The 24693-nt window shown below is 61.5% G+C and carries 19 protein-coding genes; 14 read left to right on the top strand and 5 right to left on the bottom strand.

Annotation, left to right across the window (positions count from 1 at the left end):
- Positions 1-8 precede the first annotated feature (8 nt).
- The 10 genes from CIC07_RS22630 (at position 9) to CIC07_RS22585 (ending at position 12715) form a co-directional block, all read left to right on the top strand.
- Entirely contained in the window at positions 9-1133 is a 1125-nt protein-coding gene (locus CIC07_RS22630; RefSeq protein WP_076357844.1) for an ABC transporter permease, read from the top strand.
- Position 1134: 1 nt separating this feature from the next.
- The gene (locus tag CIC07_RS22625) at positions 1135-2283 is read left to right on the top strand and encodes an ABC transporter permease (RefSeq protein WP_076357845.1); all 1149 of its coding nucleotides are present in this window, start codon (positions 1135-1137) and stop codon (positions 2281-2283) included.
- A 239-nt stretch (positions 2284-2522) separates the two neighbouring features.
- A complete protein-coding gene (locus tag CIC07_RS22620; RefSeq protein WP_076357846.1) occupies positions 2523-4085 on the top strand; it encodes an FAD-dependent oxidoreductase in 1563 nt (520 codons plus the stop codon).
- A gap of 312 nt (positions 4086-4397) precedes the next feature.
- Positions 4398-5009, top strand: coding sequence for a sigma-70 family RNA polymerase sigma factor (locus CIC07_RS22615; RefSeq protein ID WP_234992971.1), 612 nt, complete (start codon positions 4398-4400; stop codon positions 5007-5009).
- Positions 4999-6372 carry a DUF4179 domain-containing protein gene (locus CIC07_RS22610; RefSeq protein WP_076357847.1) on the top strand — a complete coding sequence of 458 codons (1374 nt, stop codon included), beginning with the start codon at positions 4999-5001 and terminating at the stop codon, positions 6370-6372. The genes CIC07_RS22615 and CIC07_RS22610 overlap by 11 nt, the downstream gene beginning before the upstream one ends.
- A gap of 318 nt (positions 6373-6690) precedes the next feature.
- A complete protein-coding gene (ftsE, locus tag CIC07_RS22605) occupies positions 6691-7377 on the top strand; it encodes a cell division ATP-binding protein FtsE (protein ID WP_049868334.1) in 687 nt (228 codons plus the stop codon).
- A complete protein-coding gene (gene ftsX / locus CIC07_RS22600; protein ID WP_076357848.1) occupies positions 7367-8284 on the top strand; it encodes a permease-like cell division protein FtsX in 918 nt (305 codons plus the stop codon). Before ftsE ends, ftsX begins: the two co-directional genes overlap by 11 nt.
- Positions 8285-8300: 16 nt before the next feature.
- Complete coding sequence (locus CIC07_RS22595) at positions 8301-9476, top strand: murein hydrolase activator EnvC family protein (protein ID WP_076357849.1); 1176 nt, start codon at positions 8301-8303, stop codon at positions 9474-9476.
- A gap of 308 nt (positions 9477-9784) precedes the next feature.
- Positions 9785-11263, top strand: a complete 1479-nt coding sequence (locus CIC07_RS22590) for a S41 family peptidase (RefSeq protein WP_076357850.1) — start codon at positions 9785-9787, stop codon at positions 11261-11263.
- 168 nt (positions 11264-11431) lie between these two features.
- Positions 11432-12715, top strand: coding sequence for a PDZ domain-containing protein (locus CIC07_RS22585; RefSeq protein ID WP_076357851.1), 1284 nt, complete (start codon positions 11432-11434; stop codon positions 12713-12715).
- A 187-nt stretch (positions 12716-12902) separates the two neighbouring features.
- On the opposite strand, the gene CIC07_RS22580 is transcribed toward CIC07_RS22585, so the two are convergent.
- Together CIC07_RS22580 and CIC07_RS22575 are read right to left on the bottom strand one after the other, a co-directional pair.
- Entirely contained in the window at positions 12903-14213 is a 1311-nt protein-coding gene (locus tag CIC07_RS22580) for a foldase protein PrsA (protein ID WP_083688257.1), read from the bottom strand.
- Positions 14214-14335: 122 nt separating this feature from the next.
- Complete coding sequence (locus tag CIC07_RS22575) at positions 14336-15172, bottom strand: alpha/beta hydrolase family protein (RefSeq protein ID WP_076357852.1); 837 nt, start codon at positions 15170-15172, stop codon at positions 14336-14338.
- Between the two features lie 389 nt (positions 15173-15561).
- Here CIC07_RS22575 and CIC07_RS22570 point away from each other — a divergent pair, with 389 nt between their 5' ends.
- Together CIC07_RS22570 and CIC07_RS22565 are read left to right on the top strand one after the other, a co-directional pair.
- Positions 15562-16515 carry a M15 family metallopeptidase gene (locus CIC07_RS22570; RefSeq protein ID WP_076357853.1) on the top strand — a complete coding sequence of 318 codons (954 nt, stop codon included), beginning with the start codon at positions 15562-15564 and terminating at the stop codon, positions 16513-16515.
- A 164-nt stretch (positions 16516-16679) separates the two neighbouring features.
- Positions 16680-17594 carry an NAD(P)/FAD-dependent oxidoreductase gene (locus CIC07_RS22565; RefSeq protein ID WP_076357854.1) on the top strand — a complete coding sequence of 305 codons (915 nt, stop codon included), beginning with the start codon at positions 16680-16682 and terminating at the stop codon, positions 17592-17594.
- 1044 nt (positions 17595-18638) lie between these two features.
- On the opposite strand, the gene CIC07_RS22560 is transcribed toward CIC07_RS22565, so the two are convergent.
- Both CIC07_RS22560 and CIC07_RS22555 read right to left on the bottom strand, forming a co-directional pair.
- Positions 18639-19946: an MFS transporter gene (locus tag CIC07_RS22560; protein WP_234992972.1), complete on the bottom strand. Its 1308-nt coding sequence runs from the start codon at positions 19944-19946 to the stop codon at positions 18639-18641.
- A gap of 124 nt (positions 19947-20070) precedes the next feature.
- On the bottom strand, positions 20071-21261 hold the full coding sequence (locus tag CIC07_RS22555; protein ID WP_234992973.1) for a winged helix-turn-helix domain-containing protein: 1191 nt from the start codon (positions 21259-21261) through the stop codon (positions 20071-20073).
- Positions 21262-21412: 151 nt separating this feature from the next.
- Here CIC07_RS22555 and CIC07_RS22550 point away from each other — a divergent pair, with 151 nt between their 5' ends.
- Positions 21413-21970 carry a GNAT family N-acetyltransferase gene (locus tag CIC07_RS22550; RefSeq protein WP_076357856.1) on the top strand — a complete coding sequence of 186 codons (558 nt, stop codon included), beginning with the start codon at positions 21413-21415 and terminating at the stop codon, positions 21968-21970.
- 113 nt (positions 21971-22083) lie between these two features.
- On the opposite strand, the gene CIC07_RS22545 is transcribed toward CIC07_RS22550, so the two are convergent.
- Positions 22084-22959: an aldose epimerase family protein gene (locus CIC07_RS22545; RefSeq protein WP_234992974.1), complete on the bottom strand. Its 876-nt coding sequence runs from the start codon at positions 22957-22959 to the stop codon at positions 22084-22086.
- Positions 22960-23213: 254 nt separating this feature from the next.
- Here CIC07_RS22545 and CIC07_RS22540 point away from each other — a divergent pair, with 254 nt between their 5' ends.
- A complete protein-coding gene (locus CIC07_RS22540; protein ID WP_094248263.1) occupies positions 23214-24662 on the top strand; it encodes an HD-GYP domain-containing protein in 1449 nt (482 codons plus the stop codon).
- The last annotated feature ends 31 nt before the right edge of the window (positions 24663-24693 follow it).

The following is a 24693-nucleotide window of genomic DNA, read 5'->3' as shown; positions in this document are numbered from 1 at the left end:
GTATCGAGATGAATGTCATCCAAATCGCGCTGAAGGAAATGCTCCTGAGCTTCCGGAACCGGCGCACGCTGTTCTTCATGCTCGCCTTTCCGCTGGTCCTGATGCTGGTGCTCGGCACGGCCCTTGCCAATGCGTTCAGCACGACAGCTTCCATGGATACGATCCGCGTGCTGGTGCAGGATCGGAGCAGCGGCGCCGCGCAGCAGGGATTTGCGGGATTCCGGGCGGAGATGGAGAAATCCGGCTTTGCTTTCACGGACTTGAAGCCCGGCATGGACGGGGCGGCGGAAGTGGAGAAAAACAACTATGACGACTATGCAATCGTGGCGAACAGCGGCATCAAGCTGTACGGAAGCGACCGCAACGCCGTCGCGAGCAACATGACCCAAGGCATGCTCTCGGCTTATGCCGACCGCTACAATGCCGCAGCCGCCATCGCGGCGGCCGATCCGGCCAAGGCTGCCTCCGCGTTCCAGCCGGCGCCTTCCGGCGGGTACGTGAAGGAGCTGTCGCTGGATCTGGACCGCATGCCGGGGTCGATGGATTACTACGCGGTCGCGCTGACCGTCATGATCGCCCTGTGGGGCGCGATGTCGGCGGCCAACCTCGTCAAGAGCGAGATCAGGCAGGGCACGGCGGCGCGCCTGGTGGCCGCGCCGGTGCGCAAGGGAGAGATTTTTGCCGGCAAGGTGCTGGGCAATCTGGCGGTCAACATGCTCTGCGTGCTTGTCGTCATTACATTCAGCAAGGTCGTCTACCATGCCTACTGGGGCGAGAACCTGCCTCTCGTCCTGCTCGTCCTGCTCTCCGTCGTCGTGCTGTCTACCAGCCTGGGGCTTGCGGTCAGCTATCTCCTCAAGTCGAGCGCATCGGGCGGTCTGATCTCCCTGGCGGTGCAGGTGGCCTCCTTCTTCGGCGGCGCGTACTTCCCGATCGGAGTGGTCGAGAAGAACAGCCTGCTGGGCATCGCCGCCAGCCTGTCCCCGATCCGGTGGGCGAACATGGCCTTGAACAATATGATCTACCTCGGCGACAACACCCAAGTGGTTCAGACCATCGGCCTCAACGCCGGTCTTGCCGCGCTGCTGCTGGCAGCCTCGGCCTATATGATGAGCAAGCGGGAGGGATTGTAACATGTGGAGAGATATATGGTGGGTGGCCGTCCATACCTTGAAGAACACCTTCCGCAAAAGGAGCAGCCTGCTCGTCTACCTGGGGCTGCCGATCATCGGAGTCGTCGGCTCGATCATGCTCTACGGCAGCTCGGGACAGCAGGTGCTGCGCGTCGGCATCGCCAATGAGGACGGCAGCGCCGTCATCGCCGCCGATACGGCGGCCTACGTCAGCAGCCTGCAGCATGTGAAGGCGACGCTGCTGACGCGGGAGGAGCTGAAGAAGAAGCTGGCTTCGGCGGATCTGGACTCGGGCCTGATTATGGAGAAAGGCTATTCCGACAGCGTGGCGGCCGGCAATCCGGAAGGAATCGCCATTCAATCCGTCAAAGGCCAGACTGTGACGGCATATATCCAAGGCATGCTGAACGCATACCTGGACAATACGGCTGCGCTAAGCCGCGCAGCCGGCGGGGACCGGGCGTCCTTCGACAAGCTGTATGCCGACTACCGCGGCGGAGAGTTCAAGCTCGAGACGCAGCAAGTCGCCGATACATCCCTGACGAAGGCGATGTCGGTCCAGTCCATCGGGTTCCTGATCCTGTTCATGATGACCGCGGCCGTCAATCTGTCGGAAATCATCCTGAAGAGCCGCGAAGACCGGACGTATTACCGCATTCTCTCTTCTCCCATCAGCGCCCGCTCGTACGTGCTCGCCAACGTCCTGGTCAACATCGCCGTCATGGTCGTGCAGGTGGCCGTCGCGCTCGTCGCGCTCCGCTACGTCTTCGGCATCGACCCGGGCCTTCCGATCGCCCAGCTCGGGGGCATGCTGATCCTGTTCGCCCTCGTCTCCGTCAGCCTCTCGCTCGTCATCGTCGCCTTCTCCAAAAACTCGGCGGTGTCCGGAGCGATGTCGAACTTCATCATTACGCCGAGCTGCCTGCTGGCCGGATGTTTCTTCCCGATCTCGATCATGCCGGACACGATCCGCAAGATCGGCGACTTCATGCCGCAGCGCTGGGTGCTCCAATCGATCGACGAGCTGCAGACCGGAGATACGAGCCGGGTCGCGATCAACCTGGCCGTGCTGGCTGCCTTCGCTCTTGTGTTCTTCCTCGTCGCAGCTTACAAGTTCGGCCGCAACAACGACACGAAAACGTTCGTCTAGGCCGTCTTCCAGCCTATGATGAGGCTCATGCAAATAGGGCATGCGAAAACAACCGGCAGGCATCCTGCCGGTTGTTCCTGCATTCAGCAAGCTTCCAATACGTTGCTGCCGCCCCGGATCATGTCGGTGACGGCGTCATGCGGCACCTTCTTTCTAAACCCTATCATACGCCTGGTTTTGATTCCGTCCGGTTGTGGGAATAAAAGAAATAGGAAATCCAGCATATGGGAGGTTGAATCATGGACAACAGCAATCCTTCTTCATCCAGCAAGCTTCCCCGCTATCCGGAATCGATGTGGAGGGCAACGGAGGAGCTGCCGCAGTTCGAATCTCTGCGCGGCACCGTGGAGGCCGATGTGGCCGTCATCGGAGGCGGCATCACGGGAATAACGGCGGCTTACCTGCTCAGCAAGCAGGGGCTCAAGGTCGTGCTTGCGGAGGCGGGCCGGCTTCTGGACGGAACGACCGGACATACGACCGCCAAAATAACGGCCCAGCACGGCATGATCTACGGCAAGCTGCTGCAGCATTTCGGCAAGGAGCAGGCCAAGCAGTATTACGATGCCAACGACGAGGCGTTGAAATGGATGACGCAAACCGTGGATGACCTCGGCATCGACTGCGGCCTGGAAACTCAGGATGCCTATATTTATGCCGATAACGATGCCGACTTGAAGCAGCTGCATGCGGAGTGGAAAGCCTACCGGACCATCGGCATACCGGGCGAATGGACGGACAAGCTTCCGCTGGACGGCTTGTCGGAGAAAGGCGCGATCAAGCTGCCGGGCCAGGCGCAGTTCCATCCGCTGCAATACCTGAAGAAGCTGCTGGCCGAAGCGCAGCGCCACGGGCTCAAGGTGTACGAGAATACGACCGCGAGCGGAAAGGTGAAGGAGGACGACAACGGCCGCCTGCAGGTGGAGACGGAAGCGGGCGGCACCATCTCCTGCAGCTGGGCGCTCTCGGCCTCGCACTTCCCGTTCACGGACGGCGGCGGCTTGTTCTTCTCCCGGCTGCATGCGATGCGCTCCTACATCGTCGCGGTCGAGCCGGAGAAGCCTTTCCCGGGCGGCATGTACATCAGCGCGGGCAGCACCGTCCGCTCGCTGCGCTCGGCGCAGCTGGGAGACAAGCGGGTCGTGCTCGTCGGCGGAGACAACCACAAGACGGGCCAGGGCATTCCGATGATCCAGCATTTCGAGGCGCTGGAGCAATTCGGGGATTCCCTGCTCGGAGCCAAGAGCATTCCTTACCGTTGGTCCGCTCAGGATCTCGTCACCCTCGACGAAGTGCCGTACATCGGGCCGATCACGGGCAAGCATCCCAACCTGCTCATCGCCACCGGCTACAGCAAATGGGGGATGACGACCGGCACGCTCGCCGCGCTGATCGTGAACGATCTTGTCGCGAACGGCCAGAGCAAGCATCTGGAGCTGTTCAAGCCTTCGCGCTTCAAGGCCGACCCGTCGCTCAAGACGTTCGTGGTCCAAAACGCCAACGTCGCCGGGGAGCTCATCTCCGGCAAGCTGGACGCTCCGTCCCGGACGCCGGAATCGCTGGAGCCCGACGAGGGCGCCGTCGTCAAGGTCAAGGGCAAGCGCGCCGGCGCCTATCGCGACTCGCAGGGAGCGCTGCATGTCGTAGATACGACCTGCACGCATATGGGCTGCGAGTGCAAGTGGAATTCCGGCGACCGCTCCTGGGACTGCCCGTGCCACGGCTCGCGCTTCGGCTTTGACGGCACCGTGCTGGAGGGACCGGCGACGCAGCCGCTGAAGCGGCTGGAGGCCGAACCGGGCTGATCGCCGGGCAAGCGTCCGCCCTCGCCGGCCGGATGCCCGGAAGAGAGCGGGATTCCAGAGGCTGTCCCTCGGGTCATGAGCATGGCCGGGGGCAGCTTCTTCGTTTTTATAGCGCATGAGGTTCCATAGGAAAGGAAGAGGGCTCGAATCGAGCCCTATTTGCGTTGGCTCGCGCATGGCCGGAAAATAAGGCTCGATAGCAGTCCATCCTCGTTCTGCGGATTTCAAGCCAGCCGAGGCCGGTTTTTTTTGCTGCGGCCAAAACCGTTTGACGGCGTCCGAAGTCTAATGCGGAGAAGGGGAGGGAAGGGCTTGGACAACGAAACGACGACAACCGCCTGCCAGGCTCCGGAACCGGCGGCCTCCTTGTCGGAAGAAGCAACAGCCAAGGACAGCTCCGCGGCGCTGGCCGCCCAAGCCCGCGCGGGCGACGAAGGCGCCTTTCTGGAGCTGATGGGCGATTCGCGGGATCGGCTGCTGCGGATCGCCCTGGCCTATCTGCGCAGCGAGGAAGCGGCGCTGGAAGCCATTCAGGAGACGACCTTGCGGGCATACATGAAGCTGGGGAAGCTGAAGGAACCGGCCTATTTCCAAACCTGGCTGATCCGGATCCTGATGAACGTCTGCATCGACGAGCAGAAGCGGCGCCGCAGGCAGAGACCGGCCGAATGGCTGCCCGAGGCTCCCGCTGCGGAATTCGGAATGCCTGGAGTCGATGACAGGCTGCGGATGGAGGAGGCCATCGCCGAGCTGGAGCCGAAGCTGAGGCAGGTTGTCATTCTCAAATATTACGACGACATGACGCTGACGGAAATCGCCAGGCTGCTGGAGAAGCCGGAGGGCACGGTGAAGACCTGGCTGAACCGGGCGCTGGCGAAACTGAGAGCATGGATGAGAGAGGGGGAGGCGCGGGATGAAGGATGAGCAGCAGCCGGATTTGTCCGTTCTGGCCGAAGACAGGGGCATTGATCCTGCTCTCGCAGGACGGGCGGACGCCGCGATCAGGGCGGGACTTGCAGCCGGCAAGGAAAGGAAGCGGGGGAGGCGGAGGACGGCCAGCCGGCGAATCCATGCCGCTTCGGCCGCTTGCCTCCTGCTCCTCGTCTGTCTGGTGACGATCCGCGTATCCCCGGCATTCGCATCTGCCGTGAGGCAGATTCCGGGAATGGCCTCGCTGGTGGACGCGATCCGCCAAGAGTACCCCAACGACCAATCCATCCTGGACGCGGTGGATAACGACTACATGCAGAAGGTAGGGCTGTCGGATGAGCATGGAGGGCTCAAGTTCACCGTGGAGGGCATCGTCGCGGACGAGTTCCGGATGAATCTGCTGTACAGCATACAAGGGCTGCGCCCCGATGAACAGGTCGAGCTGCATGATCTGAGCCTGACCGACGGTACCGACAGGCAGCTGCAACTCGGCTACGGCTCATCCGGAAACGTCACGGGCCAAGCGGACGGAGCGAAGAAAATGGAAAACATCTCCGTTCTGTTCAGCAAGGAAGAGCCGCTGCCGGATAAGCTGGGCGTCGTGCTCACGCTCCGCGGCCAGAAGTACAAGGTGGCGTTCGCGGTGGACACCGGGAAGTTCGCGGGGCATTCCCGCTCCGTCCCGATGGACTATACGCTGGAAGCCGCCGGACAGAAGATCATCTTCGAACGGGCCGTCATCTCTCCGCTTACGATTAAGATCGAAGCGCGTTTTGCGAAGAGCAATACGATGAAGATTTTCGGCGGAGGCGACATGAAGCTGGTGGACGATACCGGCAAGGAATGGTCCGTTCCCTCCATGAGCTCCGGGACGAACGATCCCGACCGGACCGTTTTCACCTTCCAGAGCAGCTACTTCCGCAAGCCGCAGGCTCTCTATTTGACGGGAACCTGGCTCCGTGCCCTGGATAAGGGCAAGAATGAGATCGTCATCGACACGGAGAAGGGCTTGCTGCTCAAGGCTCCGGACGACAAGGTGACATTGCTGGAAGCGACGGAGAGCGGGGGCGAGCTGCAGCTGCGGTTCAACCTCGATACGGGCCGCAAGGACGACAACATGAGCTACAATCTGCTCGACGGAGCGTTCATGGACGGGAGCGGAAGCTGGCATGAAGGCAAGGAGCTGGCATCCTCGGTAAGCGCGAATTCCGATGAGACGAACCAGACGCTGGCGTTCAAGTACAAGGCGGGCGCCTACAAGCAGCCGCTCACGTTCCCGATTGGAAACTATCCGAATTATATCGATCGCCCATACCGGATCCCGATATCCTTGTCCGGGGTTTGGGATCAGGATTGACTGCGAGGCAGAATGGAATTGCGGGGCACGGAACGCCGATCGGCGCGCCGTGCCTTTTTGATTTCTTTTTCGGCGGGACAGACAAGGTTTTCTCGACATTTATCTACAAATCGCTGCTCTTTTACCGATGTAAAGAGAGGGAGTTTCTCTCCCTCGTTCGACATGGCGGCGAAGGGACGTTTGTCGAATCCGGGACTGCGGACCGGACATGCAGATGAGAATTGTGAAAATTAAGGAAATCCCTTCCTGCAGGAGAGGAAATACGCCTTTTCTGTCGAACATTCATAAGCGGAAAACAGACAGGATGTGAGAACACCCGTGATTGAAATGATGGACATCTGGAAGACCTACCCCAACGGCGCGCATGCGCTGCGCGGGATCTCGGTCGTCATCGACCGCAATGACTTCGTGTACATCGTCGGGCCTTCGGGCGCCGGCAAGTCCACGTTCATGAAGCTGATCTACCGGGAAGAGTACCCGACCAAGGGGCAGCTCTTCGTGAACGGCTTCAATATAGGCAAGCTCAAGCCGCGCAAGATTCCTTATGTGCGGCGCAACATCGGCGTCATCTTCCAGGATTACCGCCTCCTTCCGAAGCTCACCGCCTACGAGAACGTTTCGTTCGCGATGGAGGTCATCGAAGCTCCCCGCAAGCTGATGAAAAAGCGCACGATGGAAGTTCTGGAGCTTGTCGGCCTCGGCGGCAAGCATGGCCATTTGCCGGCGCAGCTCTCCGGCGGCGAGCAGCAGCGCGTGGCGATCGCCCGCGCGATCGTCAACAATCCCAGCGTCATCGTGGCCGACGAGCCGACAGGCAATCTCGATCCCGAGACGAGCTGGGGCATCATGAACCTGCTGGAGGAAATCAACTTCAGGGGCACGACCATCGTGATGGCGACGCATAACCGCGAGATCGTGAACTCTCTTCGCAAGCGCGTCATCGCCATCGAGAACGGCGTCATCGCGCGCGACCAGCTGAGAGGGGATTACGGCTATGAAGGCTAGAACCCTCCTGCGCCACATGCGCGAAGGCGTGCGGAACATTTTCCGCAACGGCTGGATGAGCTTCGCCTCCATCAGCTCGATCTTCATTTCCCTGTTCATCCTCAGCGTCTTCGTCCTGCTCGCGCTCAACGTCAACAAGCTGGCCGACCAGCTGGAGAGCACGGTGGAGATCCGCGCCTTCCTGCAGCTGGACACGGCCCAGCAGCAGATCGATTCGCTGGAGACCAAGATCCGCAATATCCCCGAGGTCAAGAGCGTCGAGTTCCGGACCAAGCAGCAGAATCTGGAGGAAATGAGCCAGATGATGGGCAGCGATGGTAAGCAGCTGCTGCAGGACTATCAGGGCGAAGACAATCCGCTGCCCGCGTCCTTCGTCATCGAAGTGTACGATCCGCAGACGATCGCGTCCGCGGCCGGCCAGATCGAAGCGCTCGGCGCGGGGCAGGATCCTTCCCCGTTCCTGCGCGTCAAGTACGGCCAGGGACAGGTGGAGACGCTGTTCAAGGTGACCAACGCCGTGCGCAACATCGGCCTGATCCTCGTCGCGGGACTGGCGGTCACGGCCATGTTCCTCATCGCAACGACGATCAAGACGACGATCATCAACCGCCAGCGGGAAATCGGCATCATGAAGCTGGTAGGGGCGACCAATGCGTTTATCCGCTGGCCCTTTTTCGTTGAGGGCGCGCTCATCGGATTTTTCTCCTCTGCCTTGACCGCCGCCGTCATCCTGCTCGGATACCGGGAGCTGTTCAAGCAGTCCGAGTTCGAGCTGGGCCTCATGAGCATCAGGCTCGTCACCCTTCAGGAGGCCGCTCCGATCATCGCGCTGCTCACGATCGGCATCGGCACGCTGCTCGGCGTATGGGGCAGCGTATTATCGGTCCGCCGTTATTTGAAAGTGTAGGAGGATGCAAGCGCAGATGAAGAAGAACAGGGTTATTCTTGCCTGTCTTGCGGCTGTCCTGGCTCTGACCGTCTTTCCGGCGGGCGGAGAGGCGGCCTCGCAGGTGGACAAGATCAACAAGGAAATCAAGCAGGTCCGCGACCAGATGCAGGCCGCTTCCCATAACCGCAACCAGGCCGAGAAGGATGCCAAGACCGTGCAGGTGCAGAAGGTCCAGACGGCGGAATCGCTCAAAGCCGTCATGGCGGAGATCGACACCGTCGGCACCCGCCTCAGCCAGGTTCAGAACGAGGTTCGCGACACGACCGAGAATCTCCAGCAGACGGCACAGGAGCTCGACGATGCCGAGAAGCGGATCGGCAAGCAGGATGACCGCCTGCAGTCCCGGATCCGGATGACGTACATGAACGGCAGGGTCAGCTACCTGGAGGTTCTGCTCAATGCGGCGAGCTTCGCGGATTTCCTCAGCCGCCTCGACTCGCTTCATACGATGATGAGCCAGGACAAGGTCATTCTGGAGGAGCGCCGGCACGACAAGGAGCTGGTCGAGGAGAAGAAGAAGGAAGTGGAGTCCCAGCTCACCGAGGTCAAGGGGCTGTACGCGAAGATAGCCGACTACCAGCAGGTTCTCTCGGACAAGGAATCGGAGAAGCAGCAGCTGATCTCCACGTACGACGACAAGCTGGAGGAGCTTGGCGAGATCAGCGAGGAGCAGGAGCAGCTTCTGCTGGACCTGGCGGCCAAGGAATCCGCGCTGATCAAAAAGAAAAACGCGCTCAAGACGTATTATACCGGAGGCAAGCTTGGCATTCCGCTGAAGGCCAGCTACCGCATCAGCTCGCCGTTCGGCTACCGGATCCATCCCATCACCGGCAAGCGCAAGCTGCATGCGGGCGTCGACATGGCGGCTCCGGAAGGAACGAACATCTACGCGGCTGAATCCGGCGTCGTTCTCATCGCCCAGTGGTGGACCGGATACGGCAACTGCGTCGTCATCGATCATGGCGGCGGCTTGTGGACGATCTACGGACATATCCGCAATGGCGGCATCAAGGTGGAGAAGGGCGAGACCGTGAAGCGCGGCCAGCTCATCGCCGAAGTCGGCTCGACCGGCAACTCGACCGGCAATCATCTCCACTTCGAGGTGCGCAAGGACGGAACGTCGGTCAATCCGCTCCCTTATTTGAAATAATGGACGAAGAGCCGGCCGGCTGCGGACATTTCCTCTCCAGTCGAGTCGAGGTTGTGGATGGCAAATCTGAAAGCTTCCCGCTTTTGCGGGAAGCTTTTTTGTTCCCTGTCCGATGCGGGCTGCACCCGCGGCAGGCGCATCCCGCCATGCATGACGCTGTCGAGGAGACCAAAAAAAACCGCCGCAGAGCTGGACGGCCTGGTGGATCCGTACTTTTCCCGCTGCTGCCAAATAAAACCCGGACGGTTGTCGCATACTAGATTCTCATGCAGGTCTGGCACGATACAGCAACCGAGGAGGAGAACGGTATGAAGTCATTGTCACTGCGGATGGTCCGGAGGACAGCCGCATTGGGAGCGGCGGCGGCGATCGCCCTGGCGCTGCCTCAAGCAGCCGGAGCGGCCGCCCAGGCGCCGGCGCCGGTCCATGCGCCGGCCAAGCCGGCGGAAGCCGCGGAGCCGCAGTCCGGCGGCCTGAGCAAGGAAGAGCTGCAGAGAATCAATACGGTGCTCGACTTGATCCAGAAGCAGTATTATGAGCCCGTTGACCGCTCCAAGCTCGTGAGCGGGGCGCTCAGCGGAATGATGGAATCCCTTGGAGATCCTTACTCCACCTATATGGACGTTCCTACAGCCAAGCAGTTTTCGGAGACGGTGGAAGGGGCGTTCGGAGGCGTCGGCGCGGAAGTGTCCCTGGAAGAGGGCAAGCTGACCGTCGTCTCGCCGATGAAGGGATCGCCGGCGGAGCGGGCGGGCGTGCAGGCCAAGGATGTCATCCTGTCCGTCAACGGCACCAGCCTGGGAGGCCTGCCGATCTCGGAGGCGGTAGCCAAGCTGCGCGGTCCGAAGGGCTCCAAGGCGGTCCTCGTCATCCAGCGCGCCGGCAGCGGCAAGCCGATGACCGTTACGGTCGTGCGGGAAGAGATCGACGTGGAAACCGTGGAGGCCCGCCTGCTTCCAGGGAGCATCGGCTTGATCGAGATTCGGCAGTTCTCGCTCAACACGGCCGACCGCTTCGCGGAGGAGCTGAACAAGCTCGAGAAGCGGAAGCTGAAGGGGCTCGTGATCGACGTCCGCAACAATCCGGGAGGCATTCTGCCGGTGGTGGAAAAGATATCCGAGCCGTTCATCCCGGCCGGAAAGCCGATCCTGCAAGTCCAGCAGCGGGGACAGCGCGCCGAGAAGATCCTCTCCAACGGAAAAGGCAAGCCGTATCCCGTCGCTGTGCTGATCAACAAGGGAAGCGCCAGCGCATCGGAAATTTTGGCCGGAGCCTTGAAGGAGTCGGCGGACGCCGTGCTCGTCGGCCAGACTTCCTTCGGCAAGGGAACGGTCCAGGTCAGCTACGACCGCAACCTCGAAGGCGGACTCGTCAAGATGACGATCGCCAAATGGCTGACGCCGGACGGCGTCTGGATCCATCATGAAGGCATCCGTCCGGACATTCAGGTCAAGCCCCCGGCTCTGTACACGGTATCCCGGCTGTCGAGGTCGGGAGAGCCGCAAAGGGATGCCATCAGCGAGGATACGAAGTCGCTGCAGGCGATGCTCGCCGGCCTCGGATACAAGCCGGGACGCACAGACGGCTATTACAGCGAGGAGACGGCTGCCGCGGTGAAGGCGTTCCAGCGGCAATCCGGTCTCCGGGAGACGGGATCGGCCGACCCGGCAACGCAGGAGAAGCTGGAGCAGGCCGTTCGCGAGTGGGTGCGCAGCGGCAGCCACGACACCCAGCTGGAGGCTGCGGCGCAGGCGCTCCGCTCCGGCAAGGGAGCCCGGAAGCCATAAGCGCTTGCGGCAGGGAGCATTAAGCCTCCCGGTCAGCCGGCGCGGAACCGCCGCGCAAATCAAGGCCGAAATCCTTCCCGGGGAGGATTTCGGCCTTTTGCTGTCGAAAACAATACGACTGGATGGTACACTTTTGGGAGTCATTCTTGTGAAAATGAGGTGTTTGCTGTGGACACGGCCTTGGAGATACTCCGTCATTACGGGACAGCGGCCGTCAGGCTGTTGTCCCAGCCGTTTTATTATTTTGCGCTGCTGCTGATCATCCTCTCTTATATCCGGCAGACCCGGACGGAACGCAAGCTGTTCCATGTGCGCCTGCATGCTTGGCCCAAGCTGCTCGGGCGAGCCGTCTGGAGCGGCCTGCTCGCCGGTGCCGCCCTCTCGGCTGGCGCAGCCTTCATCGGCATGAGCCTGACGCCTTCCGCCGCGCTGTGGCTGTGGGGGACGGCCGCCCTGCTCATGCTCGTCCGCGTCCGCTATCTCTGTTTTGCCTACAGTGTCGGCGTGCTCGGGCTGCTGCAATGGCTCAGCGGCCTGCTCGGCCTGCCGGACGGGGCGGGCTGGCTCGGACGGGCCGCTCTCTCGCTGGACAATCTCGACATTCCCGGCCTCTTGCTGCTCGTAGCCGGCCTGCATGCGGCCGAGGCTTTGCTCGTCCGCCGGGATGGCGCCCGCTTCTCCTCGCCGCTGTTCCTCGAGGGCAAGCGCGGGAAGCTGATCGGCGGCTACGCCCTGCAGGGCTATTGGCCGGTGCCCCTGCTTCTGCTGGTGCCGTCCGCTTCGGCGGCGGCCTCGCTGCCATGGACGCCTCTGCTCGGCGGCTCCGCATGGGACGGCGGCTGGACGGTCATCGCGCTGCCGGCCATCATCGGCTTCACCGACCTGACGCGCTCGGAGCTTCCGAAGCTCCAGGCCCGCCTCACATCGCGCCGGCTGCTCGCCTACAGCGCCGTGCTGGCTGCGGCCGCGCTCGGGGCCGCATATGCGGAGCCGCTCGTGCCGGTCGCCGCGCTGCTTTCCCTCGGGCTTCATGAAGCCCTCATTCTGCTGGGATCGATGCGGGAGCGTCAGCGTCGGCCGCGCTTCGTCCATGACGAGCGGGGCCTGTGCATTCTCGGAGTCGTACCGGGAACGCCGGCCGAGGAGATGGGCCTTGAAGCGGGCGAAGTGCTCCACAAGGTGAACGGGCAGAAGGTAAGGACCAAGGAAGATCTGCATGCGGCGCTGCACATGAACTCCGCTTTTTGCCGGATGGAGGTGTTCAATGCCGACGGACAGCTCAAGTTCTTGCAGCGGGCCAGGTACGCCGGCGAACATCACCAGCTCGGAGTGCTGCTGGCTCCCGATGAGGATGCGGGCTATTATGCGGCTCCGGCGCATGTATCCGTGCTGGGCCTGCTGAGGCGGAGCCGCGCTGCGCGGCGCCGTGTCCGCAAGGATACGACGATGTAGCGTCGGAATGCCGGGACGCAGGCTGATCGGGCTTGAGCGGGGCGGCTTCGTTCCGCTTCCGCACCGTTGATTCAGGCCGGGAGCGGCCGCTCCTTTCAGATCGCATCCATCATTAAAAAAAAGGCTTCCGAAGCCCATCCTCATGGATGGCTCCGGAAGCCTTTTTATTGCTGTCCAGCGTGCCCGCCTAGCTGTTGTTCGCGGCCGCGTTTTCAGCGCCTGCGCTGTTTTCTGCTGCTCCGGTGTTGGCGGCGGCATTTTCTTTCTCTTCGAACGAATTCGCAATCGTCGCCTTGCCGCGGAGGTCGGTGATGAGCGTCTGGGACAGAGTGCCCAGCTGCTGATATTCAAGCGACTCCGTGATCTCCGCCTTCTTCTCTTCCAGCGTCGGCGTCGAGGCTTGCTTGTGGTCGATGACTTTGATGATATGGTAGCCGTAGTCGGATTTGATCGGTTCGGAGATATCGCCGACCTTGAGGTCGAAGGCCGCCTTCTCGAATTCCGGAACCATGGCGCCTTTGCCGAAGTAGCCGAGGTCGCCGCCATTGGCCGCGCTGCCGGTATCGGTCGATTTTTCCTTGGCGATCGCCGCGAAGTCGCCGCCGTTCTTGAGCTGCTTCTCGATGGCGTCGGCTTCTTCCTTCGTCTTGACGAGAATATGGGAGGCTTTAACCTGCTCTTCGGTCGCGAAGGAGGCTTTGTTCTCATCATAATACTTCTGGATGTCCGCGTCGGTTACCTTGACTTTGTCCTTGAGCAGCTTGCGGAGCTGCACCTGCATCTGCAGCTGGTTGTTGAGAACATCCTCCGACAAGCCGGCCTGCTTCAGAGCGTCCTTAAACGCGCTTTCGCTGGCGAAGTTCTTCTTGACGTCGGCAAGCTCCTTGGCCATCTCATCGTCGGTGACCTCGATCTTCTTGTTGCTGGCTTCCTGGTCGACGAGCTTCATCGTGATGAGGCTGTCCAGAGCCGTCGTGCCGGCGGAAGGAACCATCGCCTCGTACAGCTCGTCCTTCGAGATCTTCTCGCCGTTGACGGTGGCGACCGTGCCGCCCGATGCTGCGCCGCCGCCGCCGTTGAAGAAACTGACAAGCGCGATGACAAGCGCGACTGCCAGCAAGAGCGAGGCAATCATCCAGCCGGTAGCGGCCCCGCTGCGGCGAGGGCCCGATCCGTCGCCGTCCCTCAGCGGCAGGTCAGCCGCTCCGGCGGAAGCGTTGACGACGCTTCCTTCCATGACCGGCACCGAACCGAATGCGCGCTCGGGATCCGCCGTATGGATCTCGGCGTCGTTCTCGGCCTGCCGCAGGGATTCCTCGGCGCGCTCCTCCTCGACAATATCCTCGGCTTGAAGCGTTTCTTCGCGATGCTCGTCGCCGCTGCGGCCAGCGAATTCGACGCCCTCGTTCGTTGCCGTATCCTCCATCGTAAGATGCTCGTCCTGTTTTGGATCGACCGGATCGAGATGATCCTTGGGATCCTTGTCCTTATCTGCCATGAAACGATTGACTCCCTTCTGTATCCTTCAAAGAGTGGTGAATGGAATAGATTCTGGATAGTACTTGCTGCGAGAATAATATCAAAATCCATGCCGGGTTACCTTAACGGAACATGAAATTTCTACAAATTGGTTTTGAAAAAGCCGATCGTGGCATCCAGAGCCTGCTCCAGAGCCTCCGTCGTGCCGGCAAAAGGATGAACGGCGCCGAATGTATGGCCGGTTCCCTCCAGCTCGAGCGCCTGCTGTCGGGGCGCCGCTTCCTGCAGGCGGCGAAAGCCTTCGACCAGACGGGGAGCATCGTCGCTTCCTTGAATCATCAGGACCGGAATCCGGAGGCCGGCGAGGCGGGCGGGAATGTCGAAGCGGTCTTTATTGGCGTCCAGATCCTCGAAAAACTCGCGCCGGACAGGCATTTCCTGCTGCGTCCGGGAATTGGCGACGTAGGCGACGCCTTCCTCGCGGGCCTTGGCCTCGAAGGCGTCGTCGAACAAGTTGGCGCGGGCGATGCCGTTCCAGGTAGCGGCTGCTCGGATGAGCGGATGCTCGGCGGCGAAGATGAGAGCGTTGCCTCCGCCTCTGCTGTGGCCGATCACGCCGAGCTTAGCCCGCTGGATCAAGCTCGAGTGGGGCAGATTGCCGCCGATCGCGGCTTTGAGGACTTCCTGCAGGTCAGCCTGCTCGCGGGTGTAGGTGTTGTAGCCGAATTTGGACAGCTCGTCGAAATCCCGCTCGCCGACTCCGTTGCGCGAGAAATTGAATGTGATGGCGACAAAGCCGGCTTCGGCCAGCTTCTCGGCCGCATAAGGCATGAAGGCCCAATCCTTGAAGCCCTTGAAGCCATGGGCCAGGAACAGGGCCGGGCGATCTCCCGGCTTTTTGGCCGCACGCACTTCGCCGCGGATAATGCCGCCGTCGCCAAGCCTGATTTCGAAGGGCGACACGAATAGATGGGACATGAAACATACTCCTCTCAAGCTATAGCATTTCCAAAACTAAGCATAAACTTCCTTGCCGTTTCGTTCAAATGGAACTTGCGGCATATTCCTGCAGCGGCGCCTGCGGCTCCCTGTTCCATCCCCGGCTGCGGTCTGATACGATGGAGGACGGGCATGGAGGGTGAAACATTTCCTGCTCCGGGATCGTTCACAAGGTTAACAATCATTCATTCGACATGATGGACAAGGCTGATTGCCAGGCACCGGATCCTACGCAAGGTTGATCCTGCTTCAAGAATTTGCGAAGCCGCAGGCTCCAATGGAAGCGACACAGCTCTCCGGGGACCGGCAAGACATGGCCAGCAGGCCGCCGGCAGGCGGATTTCATACAGCAAAGGGGAACGACGACCATGAAAAACCGAAACAAACGAATCGCGGCAGCGCTTCTGCTTGCCCTTACCGCTTGGGCTGCGGCAGCCTGCTCCGACAACTCCGCTCCGGGAACGGGCGCGGCAGTCAACGAGGCGGCTGGAAATGCGCAGACGGCCTCTCCGTCGCCGTCGCAGGAGCCGGCAGCCAATGACGGCAACGACATCGGTGCGGCACCGGATGCAGGGGGCGCAGCCAATGCAGGCGGAACGAAGGATCCATCCGGCTCCAAGGGCGGCGCAGACAAGCCGGCCGGCAGCACAGGCAGCACAGACAAGCCGGCCGGGGACAAGGACGGACAAGGAACCGCTGTATCCGGGCAGCCGTCCGAACAGGTGGCGGCCCAGGCCGATACAGTCGCGGCTTTGATCAACAAGGAGTTCCGCCTGCCGAAGGGCTACGTGCCGGATGATCTCGTCTACCCGGATATTCCGTTCACCTTCAGCGAGAAGATCGACAAGCGCAAGCTCCGCAAGGAAGCTGCCGGGGCGCTGGAGAAGCTGGTGGCGGGAGCGAAGAAAGACGGAATCTCGCTTGCAGGGGTTTCGGGCTACCGTTCGGAAACGAGACAAAAAACGCTGTTTGACAACTATGCCAAAAAAGACGGAGTCGCTGCTGCGGACAAATACAGCGCACGTCCGGGGCATAGCGAGCACCAGACCGGCCTTGCGATCGACATGTCCGGGACGGACGGCAAATGCGCCGCGGAAAGCTGCTTCGGCGGTACTCCGGAAGCGGAGTGGCTGGCGGCGCATGCGGCGGATTACGGCTTCATCATCCGCTATCCCGAAGGCAAGGAATCCATTACGGGCTATAAATACGAGCCGTGGCATATCCGCTTCGTAGGCAAGGAGCTGGCCGTCAAGCTCGCTGCGAGCGGCGACACGCTGGAGGAGTACTACGGAGCCGCAGTGCCGGTTACGGGACGAAAGTAACCTCCGGGACAAAGGATTCACGAGGTTGAAGCACATTCGCCAAGGCGGAGACGGAAGCGGTGAAGCCCGCTTTTGTCTCCGTCTTTTCGTCCGGGCGGCTCCTCTTCTACGCGTGCTATTTTCCTAATAAGGTTAGAGTAGCAAGGGGAAGGGGGCTTCGGGGGATGGATTGGGACTGCGCAATCATAGGCGGCGGGCCTGCGGGCCTGAGCGCCGCCTTGATGCTGGGCCGCTCGCAAAGATCGGTCCTTCTGCTCGACGATCATCAGCCGCGCAACTCCGTGACGGAGGCCAGCCACGGCTATCTGACGAGAGACGGGATTGCGCCTGCGGAATTCCGTTCCCTCGCCAGCAATGAACTGGCGAGATATCCCTCGGTGCGGCTGAGCAAGAGCAGGGTCGTATCGGTGGAGAAGGCGAATGGAGGTTTCCGTGTCTTTACCGCAGCGGGTGGTTCCGCCGCCGCCCGCACGCTGCTGCTCGCCGCTGGATTGCAGGAGCGGTTCCCGAATATTCCCGGACTGCGGGAGATGTACGGCAAAAGCCTGTTCAGCTGTCCCTACTGTGACGGCTGGGAGCTTCGCGGGCAACCGCTGCTTGCGCTGTCGACCGGATCCGGCTTGTTCCAGCAGGCGCGGTTATTGCTCGGGTGGAGCCGCGATCTGCTCGTATGCAGCCATGGGGCGTCCAATCTGACCATGCAGCAGAGGCAAGCGCTGGAAAGCCGGGGAGTGAAGGTCTGCTCTCTCCGAATCGCTGCTCTTGAAGGAAACGGCGGCATGCTGCGCGAGGTCGTCTTCGAGGACGGCAGCCGGATAGCCCGCAGCGGCGGCTTCGCCACGCCGGACGGGATGCTTGGCACTCCGCTTGGGAGCCAGCTCGGATGCGCGCATGACGCATACGGCTCCGTTTCGGCCGACGGCTCCGGCCGCACAAGCGTCCCCGGCGTCTATGCGGCGGGGGATACGGCGGGGTTCTCGCCGTCGCAGATCGTCGTCGCGGCGGCCAGCGGCACCCGCGCCGCAGTCGGCATCATCGGCGACCTGGCCGAGATCGATTTTATCCGGATGGGCGGATGAGCAGCCGTCCTGTTCAAAAAGAAAGATCCCTTCCACGGCGGATTGGCGGCAAACATGCCGTTTCCTGCCGGGAAGGGATCTTTTTGTCTTGCCGTTCGGCCTTTTCGGAAGCTTGGTCGCAAGCTGATGTGGGTGCAGGGAAGAGACTCTGCAAACGGCGGGCCTTTTCCTACGGAACGGCTTCCTGGGGGTGAGTCCTGGAGCGAAGCCACCGGAAAGGCTCCGGCGGGTTGACCGGGAGCAAGCCACCGGAAAGGCTACTTGCGGGTTGAACCGGGGAGCGAAGCCACCGAAATGGCCCTTGGGTTGAACCGGGGAGAGAAGCCACCGGAAGGTTCCTGGGGTGGAACCCGAAAGTGAAGCCTCGGGAAAGGCTCCTGGGGTTGAACCCGGAAGCGAAGCCACCGGAAAGGCTCCTGAGGTTGAGCCCGGAAGCGAAGCCACCGGAAGGCTCCTGGGGTTGAATCCGGAAGCGAAGCCACTGGAAAGGCTCCTGGGGTTAAGCCCGGGAGCGAAGCCACCGGAAGGTTCCTGGGGTTGAATCCGGAAGCGAAGCCACCGGAAGGTTCCTGGGGTTGAATCCGGAAGCGAAGCCACTGGAAAGGCTCCTGGGGTTGAGCCCGGGAGCGAAGCCACCGGAAACGCTCCTGGGGTTGAACCCGGAAGCGAAGCATCCGGAATGGCCCTGGAGAAATGGGAATGGTCGCCTTTGCCGCCGGATTTCCACCTTTGAAACCATCTAATCGGGAAATCTGGCGGCAACAGCGATCGGAAGGGCCGTCCGGCAGCGAAGCGAATGGGGTTCACCTTACAGGGCCGTCTGGCAGCGAAGCGGATAGGGTTCACCTAACAGGGCTGTCCGGCAGCGAAGCGAATGGGGTTCACCACAGGGCCATCCAACAGCGAAGCGAACTTGGGTTCACCTTACAGGGCCATCCGGCAGCGAAGCGAAATGGGTTCACCTTACAGGGCTGTCCGGCAGCGAAGCGAACTTGGGTTTACCTTACAGGGCCATCCGGCAGCGAAGCGAACTGGTTTCAGGCTTCAAGCCTCCGCATCCACACGTGCCGGCTCGGCGGGCCAAATCCAGCGGCTGAGCAGGATTCCGGCCGCGCCGAGCAGAACGATGACGACACCGAACCGGCCGAAGATTTCCCGAGGGCCGGCCAGCTCGACGAGGAATCCGCCGAGCAGCGGAGCGGCGATCATCACCGTGCTGAGGACCATGCTCTGGATGCCGAACACCCGGCCCGTCATGTGCGGAGGCGTCTCCTTCTGAAGGCAATAATTGAAGGCGATGATGAACATGCCGTTGCCGGCTCCGAGGAGCAGGCCGAGCAAAAGGACCGGCAGCGCAGCGGCGCCGGAAGGCAGGAGACCGAGTCCGCCGACTGCCGCGCCGATCATCGCGTATCCTCCGCCGAGACGCAAGCCGTATCCCAGGCTCCGCCCGATCTTGTTCAGGAGAGCGATCGCTCCCACCGCGCCGGCTCCGGCAGCCGCAACCAGCCAGCCGAGCATGTACTCCTTGTCTGGCGCCAGCACGAGAAACAGGCTGGCGAACTGGAAATCGACGATCTGGATCGACAACGCGCCGAGCAGGCCGAACAGCATCGTATTGCGCAGCAGCCTGTTCCGGAGGATGAAGCTCCAGCCCTCCTTCCACATCTGGCGGAACGGCAGCGGCTTGCCGCCTTCCGCAGGAGCGCTGCCACTGCGGGCGGAGCCGCTGACGTCCGCAGCAGTACCGGCAACGGCATCGTTATTGATGAACAAAAGCATGGCATAGGAGAAAAGCCGCATGCAGACGTTGAATCCGATGCACCATGCGGGGGAAAGGACCGTCAAGGCCAATCCGCCGAGCAAGGGGCCGGCGATTTTGGAGCTCTGGTTCACGAGGCCGTTCAACGAGGCTGCCTGCAGCAGCTGATCGTCCCGCACAAGGCTGCGGGTCAAGGACTGCTGGGCCGGCACATTGAGCGCGGAAACGGCAGAGCGAAGCCCGAGGACGGGCAGCAGCCAGAGCATGTTCGGAACGAGCAGCAGGGCGGCGGTCAGCGCAGCGGTGAGCAGATCGCACCATCGCATCAGCTGCAGCTTGTTCAGTCGGTCGGCGGCCACTCCCGCAACGGAACCGAGCAGGATGCCCGGCAGCGCCAGGCTGACCGGAATGAGCGCCAGCATGAGCGGGCCGGCTTCCCAGCGATAGGCGACCAGCACCTGGATGGCGAGCATATCGAACCAGTCGCCGAAGGATGACGCTGCGTAAGCGGCGAAGGTGCGCCTGTACAGCTTGTTGCCGAGCAGGCCTTTTTGGGCGCGGTCATGATGGATCGGCATTTCAATTCCCATGGTGATCTTCCCCTGTCCGTTGGCATTAGCCGTTTGTTGAGCCGAGTATACCGCCGGATTGTCAGAGAATTATCAGGAGAATGAAGAAAGCTGTTGCGATTCCAGTGCCGCCAGCCTTCCAGGGTCAGTCCGCCAAGCAGTCGTCCAGCAACGCTTCGATATCCGGCACGAGGCCAGGGAGTCCGCAGCGGGCTTGCGCCTCCGCGAACAGCTCCTCGTATTTGCGCGTTACCTCGGAACTGCCCTTGAAGGCGGCTCTTCGGCAAAATTGGACGATGCGGTAAAGCCCGAACAGCCGGATCGGGACGAATCCGGAAAGCTCCAGCACGCCAAGTCCCTCGTCGAGCAGCGCCTCGCCGGAGCGGCGCTCGTTCTTTCTCAGCCGCCACAGCCCGTTCACGATGGAGTAGCTGCCGATTTCCCTCAAATAGGGCTTGGCCGCCAGGAGCTGCTCGATGGCTGTGGAGCTGGCTTGCAGCTCCTGGTCTCCCGAGCCGCTTAGGAGCTGGGCGTACATCCCGGATGTGGCCGCCGGCGTTTCGAAGCTTTCGTAGCTCGGGTCCTCCATAATCAAGCTGCGGGTCAACTCGATCCGCTCCAGAGCCTTGTGCGGCGCTCCGGCCAGCGTGTACAGATCCAGAATGTTGAGCATCTCGATTTCGCGGTGCTGGGCAGGAGGGAGCTTCCCTGTCGCGAGCACACGCTCGCAGTAGTCCAGGCTGGCCTGGGGCTCCCCGGCAAACAGGTAGAACAGAAGCAGCCAGTAGACCCTTTCGGAAGCAGGCAAGCCGCCTCCGTAGAGCAGCCATTGCACGTCTCCCTGGACAAAATGAACGTAAACGGAGTAGAACGGGTCCAGCTCATAACCGAGGATATCCTGCTGCCGGGCAAGCGCCAGCATCGAAGTCCCTTGGCCGTAGCGGTGATATTTGGCGAATATAGTGCGCATCTGCTCCCGCAGCTCTTCGTCGGCGGCTGAAGGGACGGCATGGATTTCCGCCGGCTGGGAACGTACGGTGAGGCAGTAGCCGAAGCTGCGCACGGTCCGGATCGCCAAGCCTTCGATGGGCGCCAGCTTTTTGCGGAGCCGATAGATATGGTCGTCTACGGTGCGTTCGACCGGATATTCGAGAGGCCATACCCGGTCGAGCAGCTGTTCCCGGCTGAAGGCGCTTCCCTGATTGCGGTAAAGAAACCGCATCAGGGCATATTCCTTGGCGAACAGCTCGACCGATACCCCGTTGGAGGATACCGTATAGCCGTTTTCGCTGAATTCGAGCATCATTCCGATCCCCTTTTCTTTGCTACGGGTCATTATAGCATTTTCCGGAAAAATCCGGGGGCTCGCGCGGATGAGGCCGCCGCGATACAATGGGTGGACAAGGCCCGCTTGTGCAAGACAGCTTCCTCAAGCTGCGATCTGGACGAGGAGGCGCGGGCAAACCGCTGGAAGGGACGGGATCGCTATGAGTGGAATAACGATGATGCGCGCGGAAGCGGGCGGATTGACGGTCGAGAGGCTACGGCCGGAAGGAACGGCGGAAGCGATGGACATGCTCCGGGGCATCGCCGGCTGGCTGGAATCCAGCGGTTCCCTGCAGTGGAACGGCTTGCTTCGAGGAGAGGACAGCCACGGCTTGGAAGAGGCGGCGGCCAGAGGAGAGGCGTTCCTGTTCCGGGCAGGCTCGATCGCCTCGGCGGAGGAGAGGCTGCCGCTTGCCGGAATGGTCATCCTGCTTCAGCAGCCCGGCGAATGGGACAAGGAGCTGTGGGGTGAGCAAGGCCATGAGCCTTACCTGTATCTGCACCGGCTGGCCGTCAACCGCGATTATGCCGGTCAAGGCATCGGCGGTGCCATCCTGTCCTGGGCGGAGACGGGCGCCGCTTGCGAAGGCAAGTCGGCGATACGGCTCGACTGCATCGGCAGCAACGACAAGCTCAACGCCTTCTACAGCAGGTCCGGATATACGTTCATGGGCAGATCGGACAACGGCTTCTGTCTGTACGAAAAAGAAATCCGATAACGGACATGCAAAGGAAAACGGACCTGATTCCCCTAGGAGAGGGGAGCAGGTCCGTTTTCCTTTTTGGACATATCGGCCATGCGCATCGGCGATGCCGCTGCGGCTTCAACACGTCACAGCGTATGGGACGCGCCGATGACCAGCTCGGCCTCGACCGGTTCGCCCGGCTGGACGAGCACGAGCTCCTGCTGGCGGTTGAGCTCGCCGTTCAGGGCCATCCAGGGCTCCACGCAGACGAACGGCTTGCCCTCTACGCTCCAGAGGACGACGTAGCGGAAGCTGCCGCTGTAGCGCATCCGGACCGCAAGGTTTCCGGAAGGCTTGAAGGCGATTTCCGGAGCGGCCGGATCCAGCAGGGCGGCCGATTCCTTCATGCTCCCGAGATCGAGGGAGCCTTCGAACGGCTTTTCCTCACCGTCGTTGTAATCCAGATACCGGGTCGCGTCCGTCCGGTAGGAGATGTGTTTGGAATCCGCGGCAAAGTAGGGATGGAAGCCGGGATACATCGGCATCGGCGAATCCGACAGGTTGCGGTATTGCTGGGCGATGGACAGCTCGCCGTTTTTCAGGGTGTATGTGAACAACAGCTCGAAATCGAACGGGAACTGCTCCAGCGTCCGCTCGCTGCTGCGCAGGCGGAGGGTGACGGAGGCTTCACGGTCATCGGAGATGCCGGCGATCTCCCAAGCTTCGGTGCGGGCGACTCCGTGGTTGCGCATGCGGTATTTGCGGCCGTTCCACTCGTATTCTCCGTTGGCCAGCTGGCCGCTGATCGGGAAGAGCACGGGATTGCCCCCGCGTATGTTCGCTTCCGGATCCAGGAACGTGGCCTCGTCGAGATAGAACAGCTCATAGCCGTTCAGCCGGCATTGCAGGGCGATGCCGCCGCGTTCCGGACAGATCAGCACGCGGGAGCGGGTCGCCGCCTCCGTCAGCTCGACCATTTCGAATGTTTCTTTGTATGTTTTGACTTCATATTGATATGACAATAGGTCTCAACTCCTGTAAAAATAATTCTTTTCAAAAGACAGCATCTTCCATCGTTCGTCTTTCAAACGGGACCAAAAGGTCATGAATTTGAATATTGGCTCTGTTCAAAGCTTTCCAGGATAAGGTATGCTACGGATAAAGCTTATTTTTCCCATATTAATGCAGCGGCCGCTATTTGTATAGGCATCCATAAGTCCTGCCTTTTATTCCACCATTCGTCCCGATGCGGTCATACGAGGTGATCTTCAGTCCCATGCGCGCTCCTCACCGGAAGCTGCTTACGGCTGCTGCATTCATACTGCTGCCCCTGATTCTGTTCCAGGCTTTGAGATGGTCCGGAACTCTGGACATCTATTGGCATTCCCCAGTCGGACATTTTTATATCGTGACGATCGTTTCCGTCTTCTCCTTGCTGCTTGCGGGGGCGATGGGCTACACCGGGATGAAGCTGCGCAACATCGGCGTATCGTTCCTGGCGCTGGCCTACATCTCCATGACGGCGCTGATCATGCTGCACGGGCTCGCCACGCCGGGATTCATCATGGAGCACAACTCCGTCCAGGGCCTCTCCTCGCAGCTGGGCATCCTCATCGCCTCCGTGTGGCTGGCGCTGTCCGGCGTGAACGCGGCTCGTCCGCTCGTCCTGTTCCTGGGGCGCTTCCACCGGTGGCTGGTCCCCGCCTGGACAGTCGTTCTGATGCTTTATTTCTTCTCCGCCATGAACCATCCCCATATTCTCGCGGGGTGGTCGGAGAGGGATTCGACGAGAACCGCATCGACGGCGATCGTGCTCATCCTGCTCGCCAGCGCCGCCAGAAGTTATTGGAAAGGCTACAGGGCCGCCAGGATGCCGCTGCAGCTCTCGATCGTCTACAGCTGCGGCTGGCTCGGCGCGGGTCAGCTCATCATGGTGCTCGGCGAGCCGTGGCGTCTGAGCTGGTGGCTGTACCATGTGCTGCTTCTGCTGTCCCTGCTGGCTGTGGCGGCGGGCATCCTGCTCCAATATGCCAGCTCCCATTCCTTGCTGGATTCCATGAGAGCCCTGTTCCGCTCGGATCCCAAGGAATGGCTGCAGAAATGCATCTCGCCAAGCGTCCAGGCTCTGATCCAGGCGACGGAAGAGAAGGACGGCTACACGGCGGGGCACAACTATCGGGTCGCCCTGTATGCCCTGAAGCTGGCCGAGCGCATGGGGCTGGCCTCATCCGATCTCATGGCGATCGGCCAGGGCGGCATCATCCATGACGTGGGCAAGCTGCAGATTCCGCAGTCGATCCTGAACAAGCCCGATGTGCTGACCCAGGAGGAGCGCGCGGTCGTCGAGCTCCATCCCGTGCACGGCTACGAGCTGTGCCGCAAGCTCGGCTTCATGCGGGAAGAGCTTGCCGTCATCCGGTCCCATCATGAACGGTGGGACGGAACCGGCTATCCGGACCGGCTGCGGGAGAAGGAGATACCGCTGTTCGCGCGCATTACGGCCGTCGCGGACGTGTACGACGCGCTGACCTCGTCCAGGTCCTACCGCAAGGCGATGACCCATGAGCAGGCGCTCGGAATCATCTCGGCTCAGCGCGGCCGGCAATTCGATCCGGCTTGCGTCGATGCCTGGCTGAGCCTGGCGGAGGAGGAGCCCGGATTTTTCGCGGAAACGGCTACCGACATGCATGTCGTTCCGCCGCGGACCCGGACGCTGACCGTCTGAGCCGGTTCCAGGATCGGCCAAGCCGGCGCCG

The organism is Paenibacillus sp. RUD330, from assembly GCF_002243345.2.
GTDB lineage: Bacteria > Bacillota > Bacilli > Paenibacillales > Paenibacillaceae > Paenibacillus_O.
Note: the sequence above shows the minus strand (reverse complement) of the source record. Positions and strands in the feature narration are given on the sequence as shown.

Bases quoted from the DNA above. Each gene is read 5' to 3' on its own strand.
- ftsX (WP_076357848.1), top strand. From the start codon at position 7,367: ATGAAGGCTAGAACCCTCCTGCGCCACATGCGCGAAGGCGTGCGGAAC.
- CIC07_RS22555 (WP_234992973.1), bottom strand. From the start codon at position 21,261: ATGACCCGTAGCAAAGAAAAGGGGATCGGAATGATGCTCGAATTCAGC.
- CIC07_RS22630 (WP_076357844.1), top strand. From the start codon at position 9: ATGAATGTCATCCAAATCGCGCTGAAGGAAATGCTCCTGAGCTTCCGG.
- CIC07_RS22560 (WP_234992972.1), bottom strand. From the start codon at position 19,946: ATGGGAATTGAAATGCCGATCCATCATGACCGCGCCCAAAAAGGCCTG.
- CIC07_RS22575 (WP_076357852.1), bottom strand. From the start codon at position 15,172: ATGTCCCATCTATTCGTGTCGCCCTTCGAAATCAGGCTTGGCGACGGC.
- CIC07_RS22565 (WP_076357854.1), top strand. From the start codon at position 16,680: ATGGATTGGGACTGCGCAATCATAGGCGGCGGGCCTGCGGGCCTGAGC.
- CIC07_RS22620 (WP_076357846.1), top strand. From the start codon at position 2,523: ATGGACAACAGCAATCCTTCTTCATCCAGCAAGCTTCCCCGCTATCCG.
- CIC07_RS22550 (WP_076357856.1), top strand. From the start codon at position 21,413: ATGAGTGGAATAACGATGATGCGCGCGGAAGCGGGCGGATTGACGGTC.
- CIC07_RS22580 (WP_083688257.1), bottom strand. From the start codon at position 14,213: ATGGCAGATAAGGACAAGGATCCCAAGGATCATCTCGATCCGGTCGAT.
- CIC07_RS22540 (WP_094248263.1), top strand. From the start codon at position 23,214: ATGCGCGCTCCTCACCGGAAGCTGCTTACGGCTGCTGCATTCATACTG.
- CIC07_RS22570 (WP_076357853.1), top strand. From the start codon at position 15,562: ATGAAAAACCGAAACAAACGAATCGCGGCAGCGCTTCTGCTTGCCCTT.
- CIC07_RS22625 (WP_076357845.1), top strand. From the start codon at position 1,135: ATGTGGAGAGATATATGGTGGGTGGCCGTCCATACCTTGAAGAACACC.
- CIC07_RS22595 (WP_076357849.1), top strand. From the start codon at position 8,301: ATGAAGAAGAACAGGGTTATTCTTGCCTGTCTTGCGGCTGTCCTGGCT.
- CIC07_RS22610 (WP_076357847.1), top strand. From the start codon at position 4,999: ATGAAGGATGAGCAGCAGCCGGATTTGTCCGTTCTGGCCGAAGACAGG.
- CIC07_RS22590 (WP_076357850.1), top strand. From the start codon at position 9,785: ATGAAGTCATTGTCACTGCGGATGGTCCGGAGGACAGCCGCATTGGGA.